The sequence below is a fragment of the Pacificoceanicola algae genome (assembly GCF_049341065.1).
Taxonomy (GTDB): Bacteria; Pseudomonadota; Alphaproteobacteria; order Rhodobacterales; family Rhodobacteraceae; genus Pacificoceanicola.
Genome location: NZ_JBMPIX010000018.1, coordinates 1 through 22,010, shown reverse-complemented (window position 1 = coordinate 22,010; position 22,010 = coordinate 1). Strand labels below are relative to the sequence as shown.

The window sequence follows — 22,010 nt, the reverse complement described above, 5'->3', positions numbered from 1 at the left end:
GTCGCGGCTCAGATCAAGGTTTCGATTGCATGGGATCGGGCGTGAAACGTGACCTCGGCGCGGCTGGCTATCGCCAGGTCCTCTTTCGTCTTGGTATCCCGCAACAGCGCCATGTCCCCGCGTATCACGAACAGGAGCACTTGATCGCCCACGATTGACGCAAAGGTCATTGCCTCACCTCCCGAGGCGGCGTTTCCGAAAAAATTAAGTGTCAGGGCTGGCACATCCATCAACAAGGATTGGCGCGAAACAAGCAGATGTATGGCCGCTCCGGCCTCCAAACGCTTGGCCTGATCAATCGCTGCAAGAATTTCGTCCTGCTCGGCCCGTGCAATGCAGCTTCCAACCTCGTCCGGTTTGAAGCGCTGGATGTCATCCAACGTCGCGTCGAACTTGTTTTTTGGCAGGTGGCTGTTGTCATGTTGGATGCATTCATAGATCAGCACCCCCTGCCCCTCGACAGGCACCGCATAGCGAAGCCCGCCAAAGGTGCGCACGCCAATGGCCATGCGCTGCGCGCCTTCGATTTCGCGATAACTGCCTGCGGTCAGCGATTGGAAGAAATCCATGGGGTCGATCCGCGCACAGGCCATCGAGACGCCTATCCGCAAAGGATCGGCCAATTGACCCGCGATTGTGGCGCATTCGATCACTGCCCGGCGACGGGGCGCGTCGGTGTTGACCTCGGCGATGCGCGCCAATTCCGCTGGCACGTCGGCGTCGGGCACGACTTTCAGATCCGGGTGCGCGACCAACCATGCGGCGATTTCCCGGCGCAAAGGTTGCTTTCGGTTGAGCTTGTAAAACGGCGTATCCAGCGCCGCCAGAGCCGGGGCGATCCCACCTGCAAAGCCGGTTTGTTGCGCCGCTTCGTCAGGATTTTCGGCCACCCACTTGTTCATGGAACTGGCAAGCAGGAAGTACTCTTTTTGCTGCATCGCACGCAGCCCGGACAGCACATCGACGATTGTCGCCTCAAGAAATGCCGATGCGTTGCCGACGAATTGCGCGTGTCCGCCGTTCAGCACCTGCGCCAGATAATAATCGCTGTGAAAGGCCTGCATCGCTGCCGGGTTGATTTCGGTCCGTTTGTATTTCGCCTGATTGATCAGGTAATTCACATAGTCGACCACCGCTCCGACCAGGGGATCGGCAGTTTCGGGCCATGCCTCAATGGCCGAACGGGGCACCACGATCTCGCGCACCATGGGCACCTGGGGCTGCGGGCCCGGGCTTGGTCCCTCAGGAGGAGGTGTGACACCGCCCAGTCGGCGCCCGCCGCCGGACTTGCGATTCTCAAAGGCCTCGCGCCCGAGGGTTCCATTCAAGACGCGCTTGATCCTGCCCAACATCACTCGTTCCTCCAACCTGGTTATTGGTTTGCTAAGAATGAAAAACGGCCGGAGTTGGGCAAGCTGGGCACGATTCCGTGCCAAGGGCTTGATTGACGCCGGAGTTGCGAGGAAAACTAACTCAGCGTCCGGCAAACAGGCCGCATATGACAAGGAGACCTCAATGACCCGTAACGCTTTTCTGGCCACCGTCTGCGCGGCGGCCCTTGGTTTCAGCGGGGCCGCCTTTGCCCAGCAGACGGACCTGACCATCGCCATTCAACTTGAACCACCGCATTTTGATCCGACCTCCGCCGCCGCAGGGGCCATCGACTCGGTGCTGTACTCCAACGTCTTCGAGGGGCTGACCCGCTTCATGTCCGATGGCTCGGTCGTGCCGGGATTGGCCGAAAGCTGGGACATTTCCGAGGATGGCCTGACCTACAGCTTTCACCTGCGCGATGGCGTGACCTTCCATGATGGCACGACGATGGACGCCGAGGACGTCAAGTTCAGCCTTGACCGCGCCCGCGCCGAGGACAGCCAGAACGCACAAAAGGCGCTGTTCGCCGAGATCGGATCGGTCGAGGCCACCGATGCCCAGACCGTCACCGTAACGCTCTCCAAGCCCAACGGCAGTTTCCTGTTCAACATGGCATGGGGGGACGCGGTGATCGTCGCGCCCGAATCGATCGAGGGCATCAAGCAGACTCCAATCGGCACCGGCCCCTTCAAGTTCGACAGCTGGACGCAGGGCGACAGCATCCATCTGGTGCAAAACGACGCCTATTGGGGCGACAAACCCGCCCTGACCGAGGCGACGTTCAAGTTCATCAGCGATCCGACCGCCGCCTTTGCCGCCATGATGGCGCAGGACATCGACGCTTTTGCCGGCTTCCCCGCGCCGGAAAATCTGCCGCAGTTCGAAGCGGACCCGCGCTTTCAAGTGCTGGTCGGCAGCACCGAGGGTGAAACAATCCTGTCCACCAACAACAAATTGCCACCGCTGGACAACGTGAAGGTGCGCGAGGCCATTGCCCATGCGATCAACCGGCAGGAAATCATCGACGGCGCGATGTTTGGCCTTGGCACGCCCATCGGCACGCATTTTGCACCGCATAACCCTGACTACGTCGATCTGACCGGTATGTCGGAATACGATCCGGAAAAGGCCAAGGCGCTGCTGGCCGAGGCCGGGCTGCCCGATGGCTTCACCACCACCCTCAAACTGCCGCCGCCGTCCTACGCGCGTCGCGGAGGTGAGATCATCGCGGCGCAACTGCGCGCCGTGGGCATCCAGACCGAGATCACCAATCTCGAATGGGCGCAATGGCTTGAAGAGGTGTTCCGCGGCAAGGATTTTGGCCTGACCATCGTCAGCCACACCGAACCCATGGACATCGGGATTTATGCGCGCCCCGACTATTACTTCCAATATGACAACCCGGCCTTTCAGGCGCTGATGACCGAGTTGACGGGAACCACGAACCCCGAACAGCGCAGCGCCCTGCTGCGTCAGGCGCAGAAAATGATCGCCGAGGATTATGTCAACGGCTACCTCTTCCAACTGGCCTATCCCACGGTCGCCGATGCGCGGCTTCGGGGGCTTTGGCTGAACCAGCCGACACAGGCCACCGATCTGACCGGGGTCAGCTGGTCTGAATAAGCCCGTTCTCAGGCGACAAAGGCGGTCTTTCCGGGGCCGCCTTTTTTCTTCGCGCTTTTGCTGATCTGCATCAAGGTTCGCTTCCCCATTCCGTGTGAAACATTCACCATTGGGAATGTTTATGGAGACGCGAATGAAACGCTTGATCACATTGACCGCCGCAGCTGCCCTTTTGGGCTCGGTCGCTTTTGCCGGACCCGTTGCGGACTTTGAAAAAGACTTCCGCGCCATGTACAGCGCCTATCGCACGGCTCTGTTTGGCACGAACGCAGGCAAGCAGGATGTCTCGGCCGACTCCGCTGCCAAATTGCAAGATCAGTTGCACATGATGATCGTCAGCTTTGGGGAAACCCCACCTCCGCAATATGAGGACGATCCGATGTGGCTGGAGACCATGACCAAAGCCGCCGCCACGGTTGAAACCGCGCAGGCTCAAATCACCGAAGGAACGCTGACCGAAGCGCATGAAACCCTTGAGGCGGTGCGCGATCTCTTTGGCGAATTGCATCGCCGCAATGGCGTGCAAACCTTCTCGGACAGGATGAACGCCTACCACGCGGAAATGGAAGATCTGCTTGCCATGGACGTTTCTGCGCTGGACACGGCGGGTGTCGCCAAGATCCGCGACCACGCCGCAGTTCTGAATTATCTGGCCAAGGATCTACTGGACAATCCCTCGACCGAGGCAGAGGGCAGTGACGATTACAGCGGTCTGTCCAAAGCCTTTGCCGGTTCGGTCGCAGCACTGGTCGAGGCCGCGCGGGCGGGTGACCCAGAGCAGGTCAAAGCGGCGGTCGGCGGGCTAAAGGTGCCGTACTCCAAGCTGTTCCTCAAGTTTGGCTAAGCCGCACTGGACCACCTGACATTTGGCCCCTACCCTGACGTCGGGCGCCTCAGACCGTGGCGCCCGAAGTCACAAGAGGCCCATATGATCCGCAACGACATTCCCGGTTTCACCGCGTCCAGCACAACCGTGAACGGCCAGTTCATCGCTTATGAGACCGGTGGCTCTGGCCCGCCGCTGTTGCTGTTGCACGGGTTTCCGCAAACGCGCGCAATGTGGTCTCACGTTGCGCCGCAACTGGCGCAGCAGTTCACTGTCATCGCCGCCGACCTGCGCGGATATGGCGAAAGCGGCAAACCCAAGGGGCTGGAAAACTACAGCTTTCGTGCGATGGCCGCCGATATGGTCGCCCTGATGGCGCACCTGGGATTCGAGCGCTTTCATCTGGTCGGGCACGACCGCGGCGGGCGCACGGCGCATCGGCTGGCGCTGGACAGCCCCGATGCGGTGCAAAGCCTGACCGTCATGGACATCATCCCGACCCACATGTTGCTGGATCAACTGACCTTTCCGGTGGCCAAGGCCTATTATCACTGGTTCTACCTTGCCCAGCCAGAGCCCTTTCCCGAACATATGATCGGCGCCGATCCGGATCATTTCTACGAGTCCTGCCTGCTGGGCTGGGGCTCTGCCCGTCTTGAAGAGTTCGATGCCAAAGCCCTTGCCGCCTATCGCAGCGCCTGGCGCGATCCCCATACCATCCGCGCCATGTGTGACGATTACCGCGCTGCGATCGAAGTGGATTTTGCGCTGGATGCCGCGAACCTGACCCGCCCGATCACCTGCCCCGCGCTGGTGCTTTACGGGGCCGATGGCGCAATGGCCAAGGCCTATGATGTACCCGCAACTTGGGCGGACCGGCTTTCCGACATGACCAGCCAAGGCGTTCCGGGCGGCCATTTCTTTGTCGATCAATCCCCGAAAGATACGACAAAAGCCCTTCTCGCCTTTCTCGATGAGCTGATTTAGGGCGGGATTCATCTCACCTCTCTACGCCGGATGCGCAACCCACTGGACCGCCCCGCCCAGCGCCCCTAACGTGTGATCATGCTGGCCTATCTGTCCCGCCGATTGACCTCCTTGATCCTCAGCTTGGCCGTCGCCTCGCTGGTGATCTTTCTTGTGGTCGAAGTCGCGCCCGGCGATCCGGCCAGCTACATGCTTGGGATCAACGCCCAGCCCGATACCGTCGAGGCGCTGCGCGATGAATTGGGCCTGAATGTGCCACGCTATCAGCGTTATCTGACTTGGGTCGGCGGCATGTTGGTGGGCGATTTCGGCACCTCCTACACCTACCGGACGGAAGTCTCGGGGATGATCGCCGACCGGCTGTGGATTTCGCTGCCGCTGGCACTTTTCGCGCTGACTTTGTCGACGCTGATCGCCTTTCCCGCCGGGATTCTGGCCGCCTCGCGTCGGGGCAAGCCCGCTGATCTGGGCGTTATGGCGGCCACGCAGCTTGGGGTCGCGATCCCGAACTTCTGGTTCGCCATGTTGTTGGTCCTGCTTTTCGCCATCAAACTGCGCTGGATGCCTTCGGGCGGTTTTCCCGGCTGGGACGACCCGTTGCAGGCGATCAAGGCCCTGACCCTGCCGGCTATCGCGCTTGCCCTGCCGCAGGCCGCGATCCTCGCCCGCGTCCTGCGATCGTCGCTGATCGACGCCTTGGGCGAAGACTACATCCGCACGGCCCGCGCCAAAGGCCTGTCGCGCGGGCAGGCGCTGTGGCGCCATGGGCTGCGCAACGCGCTGATCCCGGTGCTGACCATCATCGGGCTGCAATTCTCATTCTTGTTGGCTGGCGCAATCATCATTGAACAGGTCTTCTACCTGCCCGGCCTTGGCCGTCTGATTTTCCAATCGATCAGCCAGCGCGACCTGATTGTCGTCGAAAGCGTGGTCATGTTGCTGGTTTTCGCGGTGATCATGGTGAACTTTCTGACCGATCTCGCCTATGCGCTTGTCGATCCCAGACTGAGGCGCCGCACATGAACAAGACCCTGCTTACCGGCGCCCTGCTGACTGCACTGTTCATCGCCGCCGCGCTGCTGTCCTATCTCTGGACCCCTTTCGATACCGAGACAATGAACATCGCCCAGCGCCTCAAACCGCCCAGCACCGCGCATCTGCTTGGCACCGATCATTTTGGCCGTGACATCCTGAGCATGATCATGGTTGGCGCCCGCACCTCGATTGCCGTGGCGCTGGTGGCCGTCGGCATCGGCATGGGGCTGGGCGTACCGCTGGGCCTGACCGCGGCGGCCCATAAGGGCGGCTGGCTGGATGAGCTGATCTCGCGCGGGAACGATCTGATCTTTGCCTTTCCGAGCCTTGTCATCGCCATCCTGATCACCGCGATCTTTGGCCCCGGCGCGATCAACGCCATTATCGCCATCGGCATCTTCAACGTGCCGGTGTTTGCCCGCCTGTCGCGCGGCGCCGCGCTGTCGCTTTGGTCCCGCGATTTCATTCTCGCCGCCCGGGTTGCCGGCAAATCCCGCCCGCGCATCAGCGCCGAGCATATCCTGCCGAACATCACCAACCTGTTGATCGTGCAAGGCACCATCCAGTTCTCGCTGGGCATCCTGGCCGAGGCGGGCCTCAGCTATGTCGGCCTTGGTGCGCAACCGCCGACGCCAAGCTGGGGGCGCATGCTGGCCGATGCACAAACCATGGTCGCCCTCGCCCCGCATGTCGCCCTGATCCCGGGTCTTGCCATTGTCTTCATGGTGCTGGGGTTGAACCTTCTGGGCGACGGATTGCGCGACCAACTGGATCCGCGCCTCAAGGTGATCCGCACATGATGACACCGGAACGGCAGCAATATCTGGACAGCGGCAACTATGTTCCGCAAATGGTCATCGATCATCTGACCGTCACCATCCACGAAAAGCCGGTCATCAAGGATCTCTCGCTCAGTCTGTTCCCACAGCAAATCACGGCGCTGACGGGCGAAAGCGGCTCGGGGAAATCCATGACGGCGCTGGCCATCATGGGACTGTTGCCACAAACCGCCCATGTCAGCGGTGCGATCCGACTGGAGGGGACTGACCTGCTTTCCCTTCCTGAACGTGAATTGTGCGCCTATCGCGGGCGGGACATCGGCATGGTGTTTCAGGAACCCATGACCGCCCTGAATCCGCTGCAAACCATCGGCGCACAGGTCATGGAGACTCTGCAGATCCACTCTGACCTGTCGCGAGTGCAGGCCAAGGCGCGCGCCAGTGAGACATTGGAAAAGGTCGGTCTAGATCTACCGCTTGGCCGCTACCCCCACGAATTGTCCGGCGGGCAACGGCAGCGGGTCGCTATTGCCATGGCCATCGCCCTGCGCCCGAAATTGCTGATCGCCGATGAACCCACGACCGCGCTGGACGTGACCACGCAGGCACAGATTCTCAAACTACTCAAACATCTGGTGAAATCCGAAGGCATGGCGCTGATGATGATCACCCATGACCTTGCCGTGGTGTCGGACATGGCGGACCATATCGCCGTCATGCATCACGGCGAGATCGTCGAACAGGCGCCGACGCAGCAGCTTTTCGCGCAGATGCAGCACCCCTACACCAAGGCCCTGTTCGAAGCCTCGCGCCACAAGGCGGACCTGCATGAGACCACGGCTGAGGCTCCGTTGTTGAGGGTCGAGAATGTCAGCCGCGACTACCACTTGCCGCGCAAACGCCCCTTTGCGCCGCGCGAACACTTTCGCGCGGTCAACAAGGTCAGCTTTGAGATCAGACAGGGCGAACGGCTTGGCCTTGTGGGTGAATCCGGCTGCGGCAAGTCCACCCTGACCCGCGCCATCCTTGGCCTTGAACAGGTTCAGGAAGGGCAGATTACCCTCGGCGGTCAGCCGGTCTTTACCCATGGCAAGCCAAACCTTGATGTGCGCCGCAAGATGCAGGTGGTCTTTCAGGACCCTTATGGCAGCTTCAACCCCCGGCACCGTGTCGCCCGATTGATCACCGAACCGTTCCACCTACTGGACAACCCACCCAGCGGCTCCGACCGGGAACGGGCCATCGCCCAGGCGCTGGAGGCGGTGGGACTGCAGTTTTCGGATGCCAACAAACACATCCATGCCTTTTCCGGCGGGCAGCGCCAGCGCATCGCCATTGCGCGTGCCCTGATCATCCGCCCCAAGCTCATCCTGTTTGACGAAGCGGTCAGCGCGCTGGATGTGCGCGTCCGGGCGACCATTCTCGACCTCATGGCGCAACTGTCCCGCGACTATGGGCTGACCTATCTGTTCATCAGCCACGACCTGTCCGTGGTCCGCTCGATCACCGATCGCGTGCTGGTCATGCGCAAAGGCGAGATCGTCGAAAGCGGCCCCACGGCCGAAGTGTTCGACACCCCCCAGCACCCTTACACGCAAAAGCTGATCGCTGCCGCGCCCGCCCTGCCAGATATCGGAGGCCCCAATGCTGCCTGACTTGCCAATCGACACCGCGCACATGCTGATTGACGGCACTTGGTGCCCCGCGCAGTCCACCTTGCCGCTGACCAACCCCTCCTCAGGCGAGGTGCTCTGCCAGATCGCGCGCGGTCGTGCGGAGGATGTTGATGCCGCGGTCCGATCCGCCGAACAGGCGCGGGACGGCGACTGGGGGCGTACCACCGCCGTCGACCGAGGCCGCATCCTGACCCGCCTTGGCCAGCTTGTTCTGGAGCATACGGAGTTGCTGACCACCCTCGAGGCGCTCGACGTTGGCAAACCGATTTCGCAGGCCCGCGCCGATGCGCTTGCCCTTGCCCGTTATTGCGAATTCTACGGCGGTGCGGCGGACAAGGTGCACGGGCAAACCATCCCGTATCTCGACGGCTATACCGTCTATACTCTGCGCGAACCGCATGGCGTCACTGGGCATATCGTGCCTTGGAACTATCCGATGCAGATCATAGGCCGGTCTGTCGGCGCGGCACTGGCGATGGGCAATGCCTGCGTTTTGAAGCCCGCCGAGGATGCCTGCCTGACGGCCCTGCTTTTTGCCTATCTCGCGACTCAGGCCGGCCTGCCTGCCGGCGCGCTCAATGTCGTTCCCGGGCTGGGGGCCGAGGCGGGGGCGGCGCTTTCGGCGCATCCCGGTATTCAGCATCTCAGTTTTACCGGATCGGTGGCGACGGGCGCATCGGTCCAGATTGCAGCGGGGGCCAACGTGGTGCCCGTCACGCTGGAACTAGGCGGAAAAAGCCCGCAAATTGTCTTCGAGGATGCCAACCTTGACGACGCCCTGCCCTTTCTGGTGAACGCGGGCCTTCAGAACGCGGGGCAGACCTGCTCGGCCTCATCGCGCATTCTGGTCCATACCTCCCGATTAGAGGAAGTCATCAGCGCCATGGCCGCAGCCTACCGCGCCAAGCATATCGGCGCCGCCATGGACGACCCTGACATCGGCCCGCTAATCAACGCCCGCCAGAAAGAGCGCGTTCTGGCTTTTCTGGCCAAGGCCAGCGATCTTCCCCTGATTGCCCGCGCCGAGCCGCCCGAAGGCCCCGGTTTTTACGTTCCTGCCAGCCTGTACGGTCCGGTGTCACCCGACCACCCGCTGGCACAGCAGGAAATCTTTGGCCCCGTTCAGGTCATCATTCCCTTTGAAGACGAAGCCGAGGCCGTGGAAATCGCCAACGGCACCGACTACGGCCTTGTGGCCAGCATCTGGACGGAAAATGGCGCCCGCCAGATGCGGCTCGCCAAGGCGCTGCGATCCGGGCAGGTGTTCATCAACAATTACGGTGCGGGGGGCGGGGTCGAATTGCCCTTTGGCGGCACCGGGAAATCCGGTCATGGTCGCGAAAAGGGCTTTGAGGCGCTTTACGGGTTTTCGACGCTCAAAACCGTAGCCGCCCGGCACGGGTAGAATGGTATACCAAAACCTCTGGACGCCAGAACGCCCGCAGCGCAACATGCGCGCAAACATGGGGGAGAGATCACATGCGATTTGAGAACCGCAAGGCCATCGTGACCGGCGGCGCATCGGGCATCGGCCTTGCCATCACCCGGCGCCTTGCCGCCGAAGGGGCCACCGTCACCATCTGGGACATCAGCGCCGACAACCTTGCCAAGGCCGAAGGCGACAACATCCGCACCCGCCAGATTGACGTCACCGACCCGGCCGCCGTCGACGCCGCAATGCGTCAGGACGCCGAGGCCATGGGCGGGCTGGACACGCTGATCTGTTCGGCAGGGATCACCGGGCCAAACACCACCGTGATCGACTATCCGATCGAGGACTGGCACAAGGTCATCGACCTGAACCTGCACGGCGTCTTTTACTGCAACAAATCGGCCGCTGCGCTGATGCGCCCGAATGGCTTTGGCCGCATCGTCAACATCGCCTCGATCGCCGGGAAAGAGGGCAACCCCAACGCCTCGGCCTATTCCACCTCGAAGGCGGCGGTCATTGGCCTGACCAAATCGCTGGGCAAGGAACTGAGCGACACGCAGATCACCGTCAACGCGGTTGCCCCTGCCGTGGTGGAAAGCCCGATCCTGTCTCAGATGACCGACGATTTCATCGCTTACATGAAATCCAAGATTCCCATGGGTCGCTTTGGCACTACCGACGAAATCGCCGCGATGGTCTGCTGGCTGGCTTCGTCCGAGGCATCCTTTACCACTGGTGCGGTCTTTGACCAATCCGGCGGCCGCGCCACCTATTGAACATTCACAGAAGGAGGACAGCCAATGAGGCTTGAGGGCAAAACCGCCATCGTCACCGGGGCCGGATCAGGCTTTGGCGCGGGAATCGCGCGGCGTTTTCTGAACGAAGGCGCGCAGGTCATGATCGCCGACATCCACGAGGAAAACGCCCGCGGCGTCGCCGAGGAATTCGGCGGCATCGCCCATGCTGTCGATGTCTCGAACGGCGAAAGCATGGAGGCCATGATCGCCCGCGCCATCGAGGTCATGGGCCATGTCGACATCCTTGTGAACAACGCTGGCGTCACCCATCTGCCCGCCCCGATGGAAACCATCTCGGAACATGACTTCGACCGGGTCATGGCGGTGAACTGCAAGTCCATCTATCTTGGCGCCCGGGCCTTGGTGCCGCATCTCAAGGACCGCGGCACAGGGAACATCCTGAATATCTCATCGACCGCCGGGATTTCGCCGCGCCCCAATCTGAACTGGTACAATGCCTCCAAGGGCTGGGTGAACACCGCAACCAAGACCATGGCGGTCGAGCTTGCCCCTTCCGGCATCCGCGTCAACGCCCTGAACCCTGTCGCGGGCGAAACCCCGTTGCTAAAAAGCTTCATGGGAGAGGACACGCCGGAAATGCGCGCCAAGTTCCTCGCGACCATCCCGCTGGGCCGATTTTCGACGCCAGAAGACCTCGCCAATGCCGCGCTGTACCTATGCTCGGACGAGGCCAGCATGATCACCGGCGTTTGCATGGAGGTGGACGGCGGCCGCTGCATCTAGGATGGGCTTGTCCGTAGACACGCCCCTGCCGCGCCGGCAAGAAATGAGGAAACCATGCGCCCCGGACCCAGAAACCTGATCACCGACATCGCTGGCCTGCGGGTTGGCAACGCGCAGGATGCTGCGTTGAAGTCCGGCACCACGGTGCTGCTGGGCGATCAGCCCTTCACCGCCTCGGTCGCTGTTCAAGGCGGCGCACCCGGCACGCGCGAGACCGACCTGCTTGCTCCGGACAAGACGGCGCCCGGTGTCGATGCGCTGGTGCTTTCGGGCGGCAGCGCCTTTGGTCTTGCCGCCGCGCAGGGTGTCATGGACGGATTGCACGCCATGGGACGCGGCTTTGCGGTGCTGTCGGCCCGTGTTCCCATTGTCCCGGCGGCAATCATCTTTGACCTGCTCAACGGCGGCGACAAGGAGTGGCGCGAAAACCCTTATCCCACCCTTGGCCAAGCCGCCCTGCGCGCTGCCAACACAGACTTTTCGCAGGGCAGCATCGGCGCTGGAACCGGGGCACAAACGGCCATGCACAAGGGCGGGCTAGGGTCAGCCAGTCTGGTGCTGGACGATGGGACGACGGTTGGCGCGCTTGTCGCAGTGAACCCGATGGGCAGCGTCACAACGCCCTCGGGGCGGCATTTCTGGGCTTCTGCGGCCGAGTTCGGCGACGAATTCGGTGGGCTCGGCCCCGACCCGGCCAAGGGCTTTCATCCCCTTCCCGAAAGCCGGAAACTGCAAGCGATGGCTGGAATTGGCAACACCACGATCGCCATTGTCGCAACCGACGCCGCCCTGACCAAGGCACAATGTCACCGTATGGCCGTGGCCGCGCATGACGGCATGGCGCGCGCCATCCAGCCTTCGCACACGCCCATGGACGGGGACCTTGTCTTTGCCGCCTCGACCGGCGCGCGCCAGTTGGACGCGCCTGAAATGCAGTTGGCATGGATCGGCCATGCGGCGAGCCTGTGTCTGGCGCGCGCCATCGCCCGCGCCGTGTGGGAGGCAACACCCGCCCCGGGCGACACCCTGCCGACGTTCAGATCGGAACTGGGGCGCTAAGCGCAGGCACGTTTGATGCCGCAATGCTCAGCGCAAAAGGGGGGGCTTGTCCGGGTCGGAACCCGGGGCAATCCGTTCGATGCGCTCAGGCTTTGGCGGTTCGGGCAAATCGAACCGCAGCGCCACCCCGGCCAATTGCGCCGTCAGCGGATCGCTATCTGCCAGAAAGGCGACATCCAAAGCGCCCGCCTCGAGGCCTGAGAATACCAGCGCCTCGTTGATCGCCTTCGCCAGGGCGGCTTCGGCCCCGGGCACCGCGCCGGTGATGCCCAACAGATGCCCCTGCGTACCGCCCTCATAGGTCACCCGCGCCAGATAGGCTTTGCGGGCAAGCCCTGCCGTGGCCGCAAGCTTGGTATCAAGGGCCTGCAACAATGCCTCGGGCAGATCGCGCGGGGCGTGCAGGCTTTCGGGCCGCGCTTCGCCTTCGGATGGACCATGGTCCAACGTTTGGCTGAGCCATTCCAGCGCCTGCGGCGGCAGCAGGATGGCCGAGGGTGCGACCTCGATATTCAAGGCAAGACCAATGCCTTGCCCCGCCAACATCCGGGCCAGCGCGCGCCCTGACATGGCAACATAGGGCACGGCGCGCCCGGCAAAGCCGGACAGACGTTCCTCAAGGTCGAAAACCAACACAAAGCTTGAATCCTGCACTTCAAAGACCTCGGGCGAGATGTTGTCGCCCTTCGGCTCTTCGGTCAGCATCAGGAACAGTTCGGCGTCCGCGAGGCGTTCGTAGAACCGCAGGCGTGCCGCGTCGTCCTCCGGCGCGGCCTCCATCGCGGCGTGGGCAGTATCAATCGGCGTCATCGTCATTCATCACCTCGGCAACTCGGGCGCGCAGAACGGGCAATACCTCAGCCTCGAACCACGGATTTTTCCTGATCCAAGCGGTATTGCGCCACGAAGGATGGGGCAAGGGGATCACATGTGGAAGATGGTCGCGCCAACGCGCAACCGTTTCAGTCACCGGCCCGGCCTTTGGCAGATGCCACTTTTGCGCGTAACCGCCAATGGCCAACGTCAGGCCAATGTGTGGAAAGGACCGAACCAAGCGGTCGCGCCATGTGCGGGCGCAGATCGGTGGCGGCGGCAGATCGGCACCCTTGCGGTACCCCGGAAAGCAAAAGGCCATCGGCAGGATGGCGACGCGGGTTTCGTCGTAGAACGCCGCGTCGTCCAACCCCAACCAGTCGCGCAGCCTGTCCCCCGAGGGGTCAGTAAATGGCAGCCCGCTCTCGTGCACACGCGCGCCGGGTGCCTGCCCGGCAATCAACAGCCGCGCAGAAGGCAGGCCACGAAAAACCGGGCGCGGTTGGTGCGCGGTCTCGGTGGCGGCAAAACGCTCGGCGCAGAGGCGACAGGCACGGATGTCAGAGGCAAGCTGCTGCATCCTGCGAATTTAGGTCCCCGGCGCGATGATCGCACCCCCCAATCTCGGGTTTGCACGCCTTCTGATTTCAGCCGACCCGATCCGGTGCCTCCCGGACGGCTTTGTTCAGAAGCGGCGTCAGGGTGCGTTGCCCATCGCCGAGCAATCCGTTAACACCAAACGCAACCGTTTGGGACGGGTGGATTGCACAAGGGGGCCACATGTATCGCGTTTGGAACTTTCTGGCGAATTACTCGCTTCTACTGATCATCGGCGCTTTGACGGCTCTTTTCTGGGCGAACACCAACCCGGACAGCTATCATCACTTTGTGCATATGGTCCTTTGGGACAACGCGCCCATCGGGCACCTGCACGACGGACACCGCACCCTGACGCTTCACTATCTGGTCAACGACCTGCTGATGGCTCTGTTCTTCGCCATCGCCGCAAAGGAAGTCTGGGAAGCCGTCATTCTGGAAAACGGCAGCCTGCGCGGCAAAAAGGCTGCGACGCCCCTGTTTGCAACGGCTGGTGGGATGTTGGGACCGATCACCGTGTATCTGGGCCTTGCCATGATCCTTGGGTCTGACACTTACAGCGCCGTCGCCAACGGTTGGGCGATCCCGACCGCCACGGACATTGCCTTCAGCTATCTGGTTGGACGCATCGTCTTTGGTGCCGGGCACCCGGCGGTGCGTTTCCTGCTGCTACTCGCCATCGCCGATGACGCGGCCGGATTGATTATCCTTGCGATTTTCTACCCAAGCGGCGATCTCGCGCCGATCTGGCTGCTGCTGTCTGTTGGCGCGGCGCTGGCGGTGTTCCTTCTGGCCAACTGGCTGCCCCGCAAAATGGACCGCGGCAACCAGGACAGGCCCAACTCAACATGGGTGCGTGAAAAGCTGTCGTTCTGGCCCTACCTGATCGCAAGCTGTTTTTCGTGGTACGGTTTTATGATGTCCGGCCTGCACCCAGCGCTGGGATTGCTGCCCATCGTGCCAACAATCCCCCACGCCGACCGCGCTTTCGGCATCTTCTCTGAGGCCGAGCAACACCTGACCGACCTTCTGAACATGATCGAACATGCGCTCAAGCACCCGGTAGAGATCATCTTGTTCTTCTTTGGCCTTCTCAACGCCGGGGTCGAATTCAGCTCGATGGGCGATGCCACATGGCTGGTTCTGTTTGGCCTGCTGATCGGCAAGCCGATAGGTATTTTCATCTTCGGCTGGATCGCCGCCGTGCCGCTACGCCTTGGCATTCCCCAGGGGATGAGGCTTATCGATCTGGTCGTGATTGGCTGTGTTGCCGCGATCGGCTTTACGGTCTCGCTGTTCGTTGCCTCGGTCGCGTTTGACGCAGGCCCGGTTCAGGATGCGGCCAAAATGGGTGCGTTGTTCAGCTTTGCCGCTGCGATCATTTCCATCGTGGTCGGCAAGATCACCCGCGTGGAAAAGCACGAATTCTGAAACCAACAGAGTTAACTGTTGCATGCGCGGGGCCCTTTACGGGCCCCGCGTTGTTTTTGTTTCCGCCAAGAGCCATAATGTAGACAAATTTAGTCCGTAGGAGTTTGGAAACCCCTATATGGGACAGTGCGGGTAAAACCGGGGCAACCCCAATGCTTGAGTTCGACATGGTCAGCAAGTCCTTTTGGACCGGCACCCAGCGCAAGGTGATCCTTGACCGGGTGTCCTTCCGCGTCGAATTGGGGGAATCTCTGGGCATCCTCGCCCCAAACGGAACCGGCAAGACAACCTTGATCAAGATGATGGCCGGCCTTGAAAAGCCGGACGAAGGCGAGATCAGGCGTGGTTGCCGTATCTCCTTCCCGCTGGGGTACATGGGTGGCGTGATCTCGAAAATCTCGGCGCGTGAAAATGCCCGCTACATTGCCCGCCTCTACGGTCTCGACCCGGACTATGTGGAATCCTTCTGCCGCTGGCTTTGTGGGTTGAATGAATACTTCGACCAACCGATTGGCACCTATTCATCTGGCATGCGCGCGCGATTCACTTTTGCACTGATGCTTGCGCTCGATTTTGATATGTATCTTATCGACGAAGGCATGCCGAGTTCCACCGATGTGGACTTTAACCGCAAGGCTGGCGATGTTCTGGCTGAACGACTGCGGACGACAACGATCATCATCGTGTCGCACCAGCCGAAGATCCTCGAAAAATTCGCCCGCAAGGCGGCTGTCCTGATGGATGGCAAGCTGCATATGTTCGACACCTTGGAAGAAGCGAAACAGCTCTATGACTACGAAACCCAAGGCTAAAAAGTTCCGCATCCGGCGCGATCCGATCGATGGCGCGCAAGGAGAGGCCTCAGGCACACGCCCGGCCGAGGGCGCTGTTGCGCCCAAGAAACCTGCGCCGCCGCGCCCTCAACCCGAGCAATTGAAGCAACCGGTCCAGCCGCAGGCAAAGGCCCCATCGCCCGCGCCAAAACCCGCCCCCGCGCGGGAAGGTCAGGTTGATTCTGCCACCCAAGTGGCCGGGGAAACCGATATGGACGCGATCCGCAAAGAAGGTCTGACAGGTCGCCAATTGCGCATGGCCCGCCGCGTCGCGCAAAAGAACGGCTTGGCCCCGACCTCGGATTTCGACGCCGTGCGTCTGCTGCGCGCCCGTGGGATCGACCCGTTTCAACGCACGAACATGCTGGAGCTGGTTGTCGCCGACAGCGAAAAGGCCGGTGGCCAATCCGCCAAACCCCAGCCCGAGTCCAAGGTGCAATTGCCGCAAACCGTTGCGATCGAGAAAAAGCAGCTTCCCTCGACCGAGATCGCAAGCCCGGCAGAACGCCGCGCCGCTGAAATCATGCAAATCCAGAAAGATCTGGCCAGCCGCCGTCGCAAGAAAATGGTGCTGTTGTTCACCCGGCTGGCATTCTTCGTGGGCTTGCCGACGCTGATCGCAGGGTATTATTTCTATTTCGTTGCAACGCCGATGTACTCGACAAAGTCGGAATTTCTCATCCTCAAGGCCGAAAGCAGCGGTACCATGGGGTCGCTCTTTTCGGGGACGCAGTTCGCCACCAATCAGGACGCAATTGCCGTTCAAAGTTATTTGAAATCAAAGGACGCGATGCTGCGTCTGGATCAGGATGTCGGGTTCAAATCCCACTACACGCAGGACTTCATCGATCCGATCCAGCGACTTAGCGACAACCCGTCAAACGAAGAAGCTTACAAGCTGTACAAACGCAACATCGAGATCGGATATGATCCGACCGAAGGCGTGATCAAGATGGAAATCATGGCCGCCAATCCCGAGGTTGCCGCAGAGTTCAGCAAAGCGTTGATTGGCTACGCCGAAGAACGGGTGGACAACCTGTCGCTGCGTAAACGCTCGAACGCCGTGAAAGATGCAGAAGAGGGCCTGCGCGAGGCCGACACCGCCCGGCGTGAAGCTCAGGAAAAGCTGGTCCGCATGCAACAGGATGGCAATATTGTCGACCCGCAAGGCAAAATCACCGCCCTACGCGCCCAAATCAACACCTACGAGCTGCAACTGCAGGAGAAAAAGCTGCAGCTTCAGGCGCTGTTGGACAACTCCCGCCCGAACCGCGCCAAGGTGGAGGGGGCTCAAGGGGATGTGCGAAGGCTGGAGAATCTGCTGACCGCTTTGAACGCCGAAATGACCACCGCCGCATCGGGAGAAGACTCTTTGGCTGAAAAAGCCGTCCAGATGAAACTGGCCGAGGCCGATCTGGCGACGCGTGACCTGATGCTGCAAACCGCCTTGGAGCGGCTTGAACAGGCCCGTCGTGACGCCGAGACTCAGGCCCGTTACCTGACCACTTCGGTGTTCCCGGTGGCGTCAGAGGATCCCAGCTATCCCCGCAAATTCGAGAACACGATCCTCGCCTTCCTGATATTTTCCGGCGCTTATCTGATGATCTCGCTAACGGCCTCAATCCTGCGCGAACAGGTTAGCAGCTGACCCCAAGTACTGACGCCCAAAAACTGCGATCCCGCCAACCGCGATTGTCCGGATATAGCCACTTTCCATAGGGTCGCACGTCAGGTTCATCCCCTGCACCTCCCATACCGCGTGGTGTGGGACCGAGTTCCCTGGATGACTTGTCCAGATTCGTCTTGGAAAAGCATGTACACAGAGACAAACTTCACCCATACCAACTGGCCAGCCATCCCTACCGGTGCCGCGCCACCTCCAAACGTCAAAATTTTCATTTTTAGTAAATAAATCAAATCTTTAAACGCAAGACACCGAGCAAGGTTGCCCATTCATGGAACGACGCTGCTTCCAACTGGAATGGATTAATTTGAAGCTGTTGGAGGCGTGCACTCTTTGCCGTAAGGAATTTAACGCAATTCCGCTTGCGCCCCCCTGCCACGCTTTGCTAAACGCGTCGGCGGAGAGGTGGCCGAGTGGTCGAAGGCGCACGCCTGGAAAGTGTGTAGGCGGGGAACCGTCTCGAGGGTTCGAATCCCTTCCTCTCCGCCATTACCTATTGATTTCATTGGTAAATTTGGCACTTAAGCCGATCTACCCCACATCCTACCCCACATAGAAAAAACGCTTGGGGCTGCATCGGATTGCTTGCAGCTTTTTGCCTCCAAACTGCCCGCGCGTAAAATTTGCTACCCCGCGCGGTCCCGAATCTGACGTTTCAAGGATTCGGCCTCCCCCCACCCGTTCAAAATCACCGCAACGCGTCACCCTGGCGGCTTGCCCGGAACAAATGGCCATCCACGCGCGCACTTAGTTTGGCACCGCCTTAATGCAATCTCGTGCCAGCTTCACAAGCGCCATAAGGTTGCGCCGGTTTTCGACAGCGGCTTTCGACCGCTCGCCATGCACCCAAGCGCCGTTTGCCGGGCCTGTCGGTGCGCCGCCACCCGCACCATGCATCCGGCAGACCTTCCAGCCCCTAACGGCAGGGCTTTTGCATGGCAGGCCTGTGCGTTTCGAAGTTGCCCTGCACCTTAGCGCGCCATGCGCCCTTTGCATGGGGTTGGCGTCATTATTCACATTCACCCCCTCCCACATGTGGAAGTAAATCAAACTCATTCAGGGGCGGCGCATTGTCGAGGGCGTCATTCGCGGTGGCGAGCGGGGCGCAGAAGTTATCCCTCGGTGAGCAGATAGGCAAACCCGGCCCCTAGAAGGCATGGGACGATAAGCCCAAGCAGCGCCAACCAAGGCGCGTCAGACGGCTTGCCCCCAGCCTTTTCTATGCGCGTCACGACCCATGCCGAATGGATGAACCAGCCGGTTAGGGCGTTCCCCAGCAGCACAGCCGTGACAATCTGTCCGAAGTGAATACCGTCCATACAGAAGAAATCTCCACATACCCACGAATTATCAAAGAGGCAGCAATATGCCCAGATCAAGCGCCTAGGTCAGCTTGCCATACGTCAATCATCCGACCAGCGGCTGCATTTTTCAACGGTTTTCAGCTTGCGCCACCGCTCCGACAATGGCCTGCCCGCCTTCGTTCACTGTCACATGCTCCACCGTGACCTTTTGCTGCCCGCCTGTGCGATAGCGTTTTAGCGCCTCCATTTGGGTGGCAAAGGTTCTGGCCAGTTTGTTCAAGGCGCGTTCGGCGGAGTCTTGCTGTGTGATGTTCTCCACATGGTTCAACCGCCGGGCCATCATCATGGTGGCTTGGTGGATTGCCCCCATCTGCACCGCCAACATGGCCTCCAATTCGTCGCGCGGCTGCACCCCCCGGACCACCGACAGCAGGAAATTGCTCGCACTTTCGTCGATCTTTCGGCCAGGCGCACCGATGCAGGCCACTTGGCCTTGAATGCCCTTCATAAAATCGGGGTCACATGTGCCAAGGTCTGCCATCAGCAACACTTCTGCCAAGTCAGGATCTGCATGGGTGAAGGTGACCTGCAAAACCCCGTCAACCATTTCCAGTTTCATCGGCGGTCCATCGGCGCGCCGCGCCCGCCTTTCCGCAACCGCGACGATGCGCGCCCGCTCTTGTGCATCCGGGCCAGCGGGCTGCGCGGTATCGGGGTCTGTTCGGGGCGTGATGGGGTCAGTCTTGGCCATTGCGTGCTTTCTCCAATCTTGTCTTGGCGGCGAAGTAGCCGAATGATCCGAAACAAAGGTCGGCCAGGCTGTCAGCCACCACGGGCCAAGCGCCGCCACCGTTCGGAATGTCGCCAAACAATTCCTTCGCAGCCCAGCCACAGAACACCGCCCAAACCAGAGCCACAGGAACGCGATACAAGCCCAAAGCCACCCCGATAAGGATATGCGCCATCTGTCCGGTCAGGATGATGTGCCAGCGCGGCGACAGCGCAGGCCCGAGGTCGGATTGAGCCAAATCAGCCAATGCGCCCCACACGGTCAGAACCAAATCACTCATCGGCTTGCCCGCCGGTTTTGTAGGTCTGAAATCGCGCGTCATAAGTAATAATAGCCCCTCCCCCCGCCATACCTCCCGCCTTGACGTTCTGTGTCGGCAGGCTTTGGGCATCGGTCAGGTTCGGGCGCATCCGGGTCAGGACAAAGGTTTGTGGCCTCGATCCCGCCCTATGCTTGCCCGCCAGTCGCAAAAGCCCGGCCTCTTGCAAGGTGCGCCGCGCCGCGCGCAACCGGGGCTTTGACAGGTTCACCAAACCCGCCAAGCGCATGGCGTCAAAGTCCAAGGGGAAGCGTTTGCCGGGGCTGTGACCATGCTGATCTAACAGCATCACCAACAAGGCAATTGCATCTGCCCCATTGGGCGTGCCGCGCAATGCGTCCAAGGCGAGCCGTTGCATGGGAAAGGCGCTGTCCCGACCACGGTAGACGCGGTTTTCCAAACGGCACTTCCAAGCCCATCCAGCGATATCGCGCAATTCGCTATCCGGCATCGTCGCTGGATCCTGGCACCAGTCATCACGGATACCCGCAAGGTTGGCCTGCAATTCATCTGCACTGTCCACCAGTTCGACCATCCGCATCGCCTCCTTCACCATTTCAACGTGACGATGCCCGGTTGGAATAGACACCGCCTTGGCCTGTAGGGCGCACCGCAAGACTGGCAGAGCATCTTTCCCCAGAAAACCCTTGGCCGGGCCATACAGCCCCCCGTCAAGGCGCTGTGACAGCGGCCCCACGACATAGCTGCGCGCCCCTGTCTTGATATCGACCGGCAGACCTTCGCCGCGCAGGTTCGGGATTGTTCCGGCAGCGCGGTAATACAGATGCCAGCCGCGCGGGGTTTTGACGTGGACGGGGCTGGCCCCAAAACGCGCCTCCATCCGCGCGACCAGATCCAGGTCGTCACAGTCGCAGTCGATCACCACCAGCCCATCCAGCCGCACACCATAGACCTGCGAGCCTGTCCGGTGCATCGGGGCCAGTATCTGCGAAAGGGTCAGGCCGGGGCCAGCCCATGCCTTCAGCAAGGGCGCTTTGCCGTCAGCCCCGCCGCCCAATGGCAAGAGGCACAGGCCCGCCCCTTTCAGGCGGACCATTTCGTTGCGAATCTCTTCGGGCAAACCAGAGTTCCGAAGGGCTGTCATTGCTTGCCCTCCCCATAGACAAGGGCTGCGATGTTTTTGGCCACCGACCGGGAAACCCCGAATTCGCGGCAAATGCGGGCAATGCGCAGGGCCATCATGTGCGGCCCTCCACCCGTTCAATCGTCACCGCGCTTTTCAGGCGATAGACGCCATGTTCGCCGGGAAAGGCCCCGCCGTGTGGCTGCATATCGGTATCAATGACAACGCCCTTGCGGCGCAGTGTCAGGACATAGTGCGAGACGCGCGGCGCGGGATTGTGCAGGGGCGTGATGCCCTTGTCGCCCGCCTTGACCAATTCCAGCAAGGTCCAGGCCACACGGCCTTTCAGATGCAACGTGATGGGCGTGTCGCCCGTTTCGATCTTCGCCTTTACTTTCATCGTCCGGTTTCCTTTCTTGAAACCAGAACGGGACGGGGATATTCATGCGCATGTGACAGCTTGAACGAATAGAGCCGCTTCCCGTTCAATGGGGGGCGGTTTTTCGTTATGCGGCGGTGGCCTTCGCGGCTTCCCACGCCTCGATATCCGACAGCTTCCAGCGGGTGCAGCCGGGCGTCAGGCGGATCGGTTTGGGGAAGGTCGGGTCAGTCTTGAGCCAGCGGCGCGGGGTCAGCTGATGGACACCGTAGCGAGCGCCAATCTGGCGGTCTGTGAGGTAGGTTTCCGACATGTGATGCACTCCATAAGATTGCTATGGAGTGAAGCTTAAGGCGGCCTATCGCCCACTAGGCCGTGTTGACAAAAGGGATTTCCACCGGGCGCTGATCGTGATTCAAGCTGGTATCTGCAATGGAGAACAAC

22 protein-coding genes and 1 tRNA gene are annotated in these 22,010 nt (G+C 61.0%); 14 read left to right on the top strand and 9 right to left on the bottom strand.

The features are described 5' to 3' along the window. Positions 1-8: 8 nt before the first annotated feature. Positions 9-1,352 (bottom strand): DMP19 family protein, encoded by a 1,344-nt coding sequence (locus tag ACOYQJ_RS19640; protein WP_422907707.1) that lies wholly within the window; start codon positions 1,350-1,352, stop codon positions 9-11. Positions 1,353-1,515: 163 nt separating this feature from the next. On the opposite strand from ACOYQJ_RS19640, the gene ACOYQJ_RS19635 reads away from it, so the two are divergent. The 10 genes from ACOYQJ_RS19635 (at position 1,516) to ACOYQJ_RS19590 (ending at position 12,332) form a co-directional block, all read left to right on the top strand. Continuing rightward, the gene (locus ACOYQJ_RS19635; protein WP_422907706.1) at positions 1,516-2,997 is read left to right on the top strand and encodes an ABC transporter substrate-binding protein; all 1,482 of its coding nucleotides are present in this window, start codon (positions 1,516-1,518) and stop codon (positions 2,995-2,997) included. A gap of 133 nt (positions 2,998-3,130) precedes the next feature. Further along, entirely contained in the window at positions 3,131-3,841 is a 711-nt protein-coding gene (locus tag ACOYQJ_RS19630; RefSeq protein ID WP_422907705.1) for a hypothetical protein, read from the top strand. A gap of 84 nt (positions 3,842-3,925) precedes the next feature. After that, positions 3,926-4,810 (top strand): alpha/beta fold hydrolase, encoded by an 885-nt coding sequence (locus ACOYQJ_RS19625; protein WP_422907704.1) that lies wholly within the window; start codon positions 3,926-3,928, stop codon positions 4,808-4,810. A 78-nt stretch (positions 4,811-4,888) separates the two neighbouring features. After that, on the top strand, positions 4,889-5,833 hold the full coding sequence (locus ACOYQJ_RS19620; RefSeq protein ID WP_422907703.1) for an ABC transporter permease: 945 nt from the start codon (positions 4,889-4,891) through the stop codon (positions 5,831-5,833). Further along, on the top strand, positions 5,830-6,645 hold the full coding sequence (locus ACOYQJ_RS19615; RefSeq protein ID WP_422907702.1) for an ABC transporter permease: 816 nt from the start codon (positions 5,830-5,832) through the stop codon (positions 6,643-6,645). The genes ACOYQJ_RS19620 and ACOYQJ_RS19615 overlap by 4 nt, the downstream gene beginning before the upstream one ends. Further along, entirely contained in the window at positions 6,642-8,279 is a 1,638-nt protein-coding gene (locus ACOYQJ_RS19610) for an ABC transporter ATP-binding protein (RefSeq protein WP_422907701.1), read from the top strand. Before ACOYQJ_RS19615 ends, ACOYQJ_RS19610 begins: the two co-directional genes overlap by 4 nt. After that, entirely contained in the window at positions 8,269-9,705 is a 1,437-nt protein-coding gene (locus tag ACOYQJ_RS19605; RefSeq protein WP_422907700.1) for an aldehyde dehydrogenase family protein, read from the top strand. The genes ACOYQJ_RS19610 and ACOYQJ_RS19605 overlap by 11 nt, the downstream gene beginning before the upstream one ends. Before the next feature lie 74 nt (positions 9,706-9,779). Next, positions 9,780-10,508 carry an SDR family NAD(P)-dependent oxidoreductase gene (locus tag ACOYQJ_RS19600; protein ID WP_422907699.1) on the top strand — a complete coding sequence of 243 codons (729 nt, stop codon included), beginning with the start codon at positions 9,780-9,782 and terminating at the stop codon, positions 10,506-10,508. A 24-nt stretch (positions 10,509-10,532) separates the two neighbouring features. Beyond that, a complete protein-coding gene (locus ACOYQJ_RS19595) occupies positions 10,533-11,273 on the top strand; it encodes an SDR family oxidoreductase (RefSeq protein WP_422907698.1) in 741 nt (246 codons plus the stop codon). A 54-nt stretch (positions 11,274-11,327) separates the two neighbouring features. Continuing rightward, on the top strand, positions 11,328-12,332 hold the full coding sequence (locus ACOYQJ_RS19590; RefSeq protein ID WP_422907697.1) for a P1 family peptidase: 1,005 nt from the start codon (positions 11,328-11,330) through the stop codon (positions 12,330-12,332). A 27-nt stretch (positions 12,333-12,359) separates the two neighbouring features. Here the strand turns inward: ACOYQJ_RS19590 and ACOYQJ_RS19585 are convergent, their stop codons facing one another. Then, positions 12,360-13,148: an SseB family protein gene (locus ACOYQJ_RS19585; RefSeq protein WP_422907696.1), complete on the bottom strand. Its 789-nt coding sequence runs from the start codon at positions 13,146-13,148 to the stop codon at positions 12,360-12,362. Beyond that, the gene (locus ACOYQJ_RS19580; protein WP_422907695.1) at positions 13,129-13,725 is read right to left on the bottom strand and encodes a uracil-DNA glycosylase family protein; all 597 of its coding nucleotides are present in this window, start codon (positions 13,723-13,725) and stop codon (positions 13,129-13,131) included. Before ACOYQJ_RS19580 ends, ACOYQJ_RS19585 begins: the two co-directional genes overlap by 20 nt. Before the next feature lie 200 nt (positions 13,726-13,925). On the opposite strand from ACOYQJ_RS19580, the gene ACOYQJ_RS19575 reads away from it, so the two are divergent. The 4 genes from ACOYQJ_RS19575 (at position 13,926) to ACOYQJ_RS19560 (ending at position 18,179) form a co-directional block, all read left to right on the top strand. Then, the gene (locus tag ACOYQJ_RS19575; protein WP_422907694.1) at positions 13,926-15,173 is read left to right on the top strand and encodes a Na+/H+ antiporter NhaA; all 1,248 of its coding nucleotides are present in this window, start codon (positions 13,926-13,928) and stop codon (positions 15,171-15,173) included. Positions 15,174-15,325: 152 nt separating this feature from the next. Continuing rightward, the gene (locus ACOYQJ_RS19570; protein WP_422907693.1) at positions 15,326-15,985 is read left to right on the top strand and encodes an ABC transporter ATP-binding protein; all 660 of its coding nucleotides are present in this window, start codon (positions 15,326-15,328) and stop codon (positions 15,983-15,985) included. Further along, on the top strand, positions 15,963-17,654 hold the full coding sequence (locus tag ACOYQJ_RS19565; RefSeq protein WP_422907692.1) for a KpsE/RkpR family capsule polysaccharide export protein: 1,692 nt from the start codon (positions 15,963-15,965) through the stop codon (positions 17,652-17,654). Before ACOYQJ_RS19570 ends, ACOYQJ_RS19565 begins: the two co-directional genes overlap by 23 nt. A gap of 435 nt (positions 17,655-18,089) precedes the next feature. Beyond that, positions 18,090-18,179: transfer RNA gene (locus ACOYQJ_RS19560), tRNA-Ser, on the top strand. A gap of 623 nt (positions 18,180-18,802) precedes the next feature. On the opposite strand, the gene ACOYQJ_RS19555 is transcribed toward ACOYQJ_RS19560, so the two are convergent. The 6 genes from ACOYQJ_RS19555 to ACOYQJ_RS19530 all read right to left on the bottom strand — a co-directional run bounded on the left by ACOYQJ_RS19555 (position 18,803) and on the right by ACOYQJ_RS19530 (position 21,879). Continuing rightward, positions 18,803-19,009 (bottom strand): hypothetical protein, encoded by a 207-nt coding sequence (locus tag ACOYQJ_RS19555; RefSeq protein WP_422907691.1) that lies wholly within the window; start codon positions 19,007-19,009, stop codon positions 18,803-18,805. Between the two features lie 112 nt (positions 19,010-19,121). Continuing rightward, on the bottom strand, positions 19,122-19,745 hold the full coding sequence (locus ACOYQJ_RS19550) for a hypothetical protein (RefSeq protein WP_422907690.1): 624 nt from the start codon (positions 19,743-19,745) through the stop codon (positions 19,122-19,124). Then, positions 19,732-20,106 carry a hypothetical protein gene (locus tag ACOYQJ_RS19545; RefSeq protein WP_422907689.1) on the bottom strand — a complete coding sequence of 125 codons (375 nt, stop codon included), beginning with the start codon at positions 20,104-20,106 and terminating at the stop codon, positions 19,732-19,734. Before ACOYQJ_RS19545 ends, ACOYQJ_RS19550 begins: the two co-directional genes overlap by 14 nt. Further along, positions 20,057-21,208: a bifunctional DNA primase/polymerase gene (locus tag ACOYQJ_RS19540; RefSeq protein WP_422907688.1), complete on the bottom strand. Its 1,152-nt coding sequence runs from the start codon at positions 21,206-21,208 to the stop codon at positions 20,057-20,059. The genes ACOYQJ_RS19545 and ACOYQJ_RS19540 overlap by 50 nt, the downstream gene beginning before the upstream one ends. A 94-nt stretch (positions 21,209-21,302) precedes the next feature. Next, positions 21,303-21,587, bottom strand: a complete 285-nt coding sequence (locus ACOYQJ_RS19535) for a winged helix domain-containing protein (protein ID WP_422907687.1) — start codon at positions 21,585-21,587, stop codon at positions 21,303-21,305. Positions 21,588-21,693: 106 nt separating this feature from the next. Next, positions 21,694-21,879 carry a helix-turn-helix transcriptional regulator gene (locus tag ACOYQJ_RS19530; protein WP_422907686.1) on the bottom strand — a complete coding sequence of 62 codons (186 nt, stop codon included), beginning with the start codon at positions 21,877-21,879 and terminating at the stop codon, positions 21,694-21,696. Positions 21,880-22,010 lie beyond the last annotated feature (131 nt).

Excerpts from the sequence above, each read along its gene's own strand:
- ACOYQJ_RS19640 (WP_422907707.1), bottom strand. The coding sequence starts at position 1,352 with ATGTTGGGCAGGATCAAGCGCGTCTTGAATGGAACCCTCGGGCGCGAG.
- ACOYQJ_RS19635 (WP_422907706.1), top strand. The coding sequence starts at position 1,516 with ATGACCCGTAACGCTTTTCTGGCCACCGTCTGCGCGGCGGCCCTTGGT.
- ACOYQJ_RS19630 (WP_422907705.1), top strand. The coding sequence starts at position 3,131 with ATGAAACGCTTGATCACATTGACCGCCGCAGCTGCCCTTTTGGGCTCG.
- ACOYQJ_RS19625 (WP_422907704.1), top strand. The coding sequence starts at position 3,926 with ATGATCCGCAACGACATTCCCGGTTTCACCGCGTCCAGCACAACCGTG.
- ACOYQJ_RS19620 (WP_422907703.1), top strand. The coding sequence starts at position 4,889 with ATGCTGGCCTATCTGTCCCGCCGATTGACCTCCTTGATCCTCAGCTTG.
- ACOYQJ_RS19615 (WP_422907702.1), top strand. The coding sequence starts at position 5,830 with ATGAACAAGACCCTGCTTACCGGCGCCCTGCTGACTGCACTGTTCATC.
- ACOYQJ_RS19610 (WP_422907701.1), top strand. The coding sequence starts at position 6,642 with ATGATGACACCGGAACGGCAGCAATATCTGGACAGCGGCAACTATGTT.
- ACOYQJ_RS19605 (WP_422907700.1), top strand. The coding sequence starts at position 8,269 with ATGCTGCCTGACTTGCCAATCGACACCGCGCACATGCTGATTGACGGC.
- ACOYQJ_RS19600 (WP_422907699.1), top strand. The coding sequence starts at position 9,780 with ATGCGATTTGAGAACCGCAAGGCCATCGTGACCGGCGGCGCATCGGGC.
- ACOYQJ_RS19595 (WP_422907698.1), top strand. The coding sequence starts at position 10,533 with ATGAGGCTTGAGGGCAAAACCGCCATCGTCACCGGGGCCGGATCAGGC.
- ACOYQJ_RS19590 (WP_422907697.1), top strand. The coding sequence starts at position 11,328 with ATGCGCCCCGGACCCAGAAACCTGATCACCGACATCGCTGGCCTGCGG.
- ACOYQJ_RS19585 (WP_422907696.1), bottom strand. The coding sequence starts at position 13,148 with ATGACGATGACGCCGATTGATACTGCCCACGCCGCGATGGAGGCCGCG.
- ACOYQJ_RS19580 (WP_422907695.1), bottom strand. The coding sequence starts at position 13,725 with ATGCAGCAGCTTGCCTCTGACATCCGTGCCTGTCGCCTCTGCGCCGAG.
- ACOYQJ_RS19575 (WP_422907694.1), top strand. The coding sequence starts at position 13,926 with ATGTATCGCGTTTGGAACTTTCTGGCGAATTACTCGCTTCTACTGATC.
- ACOYQJ_RS19570 (WP_422907693.1), top strand. The coding sequence starts at position 15,326 with ATGCTTGAGTTCGACATGGTCAGCAAGTCCTTTTGGACCGGCACCCAG.
- ACOYQJ_RS19565 (WP_422907692.1), top strand. The coding sequence starts at position 15,963 with ATGACTACGAAACCCAAGGCTAAAAAGTTCCGCATCCGGCGCGATCCG.
- ACOYQJ_RS19555 (WP_422907691.1), bottom strand. The coding sequence starts at position 19,009 with ATGGACGGTATTCACTTCGGACAGATTGTCACGGCTGTGCTGCTGGGG.
- ACOYQJ_RS19550 (WP_422907690.1), bottom strand. The coding sequence starts at position 19,745 with ATGGCCAAGACTGACCCCATCACGCCCCGAACAGACCCCGATACCGCG.
- ACOYQJ_RS19545 (WP_422907689.1), bottom strand. The coding sequence starts at position 20,106 with ATGACGCGCGATTTCAGACCTACAAAACCGGCGGGCAAGCCGATGAGT.
- ACOYQJ_RS19540 (WP_422907688.1), bottom strand. The coding sequence starts at position 21,208 with ATGACAGCCCTTCGGAACTCTGGTTTGCCCGAAGAGATTCGCAACGAA.
- ACOYQJ_RS19535 (WP_422907687.1), bottom strand. The coding sequence starts at position 21,587 with ATGAAAGTAAAGGCGAAGATCGAAACGGGCGACACGCCCATCACGTTG.
- ACOYQJ_RS19530 (WP_422907686.1), bottom strand. The coding sequence starts at position 21,879 with ATGTCGGAAACCTACCTCACAGACCGCCAGATTGGCGCTCGCTACGGT.